The sequence below is a fragment of the Halarchaeum salinum genome (assembly GCF_039520965.1).
GTDB lineage: Archaea > Halobacteriota > Halobacteria > Halobacteriales > Halobacteriaceae > Halarchaeum > Halarchaeum salinum.
The window spans coordinates 1-932 of the sequence record NZ_BAAABL010000104.1 but is presented as its reverse complement, the minus strand read 5'-3'; the positions used below and the strand labels follow the sequence as shown (position 1 = coordinate 932).

At 59.1% G+C, this 932-nt stretch carries 1 protein-coding gene; it reads left to right on the top strand.

The annotated features are described in order from the left end of the window. Window position 1: 1 nt before the first annotated feature. Window positions 2-932, top strand: a 931-nt coding sequence (locus ABDZ36_RS14735) for a transposase (protein WP_343749384.1), incomplete at its 3' end; no start/stop codon positions are given.

The window sequence follows — 932 nt, the reverse complement described above, 5'->3', positions numbered from 1 at the left end:
CCTGCAAGATGATCCTTCGGTAGAGTCGTTCTTCAATGTCGCGGAAACCGAGACGCTAGCGTTGTTTGAGCATCTCTCCTTCGAGTTTCTCGAAGAGTTCGACGTGTTCGCCCCGGCGAAGACGGGGCGAACACGAGAGCACGAACCACCAGAGCTGATGCGTGGCTTCCTCCATTGCTATTACCACGACATCTACGGCATCCGTCCAGTTGAACGAGAGCTTCGTAACACGGTCGTCTGGCTGAGTTGTGGATTCGATCGACCGCCGTCCAGAGACGCGGTCGATCGCTTTCTCACCGATCTTGAACACGTCGTTGACGATGTCTTTGACCGCCTCGTCGAGCAGGCCGCCCGGCGCGGCCTGCTCGACTTGACCTACTGTATCGATTCGACCGATGTGAGGGCGATGCCCGCCGATCAAGACGCGTCGAAGTGCTACGATCCAACCGACGACGAGTACTACTACGGCTACGGTTGCACGATCGTCTCAACCGGGCAAAAGATCCCGATTGCAGCCGAGTTCACCGAGAGTAAGCAAGCGCCAGAGGAGACGGCGATGCGCGTCACACGTGACGCGCTCGCCGTCGCCAAGCCGATCTGGATGGTCGGTGACAGTGCCTACGACACGCTTGACTGGCACGACCACCTGCTGGCCGCAGGGGTCGTGCCAGTCGCTCCGTACAACGCGCGAAACACTGACGACCCGAAAGACATTGAGTACAGGGTCGAAGACCGCATCGAACAACACAGCGAGGACGTTCAGCTGAAACAGTCCACGTTGGATGAGACGTACAACCGCCGTACTGGAGTCGAACGAACCAACGAATCAGTGAAGGACTGCGGCCTCGGGCGAACGTACGCCCGAGGCCGCGTCCACGCACGGGCGCAGGTGTTTCTTGCTCTGTGCCTTCGCCTTGTCGTCGCTATCACCA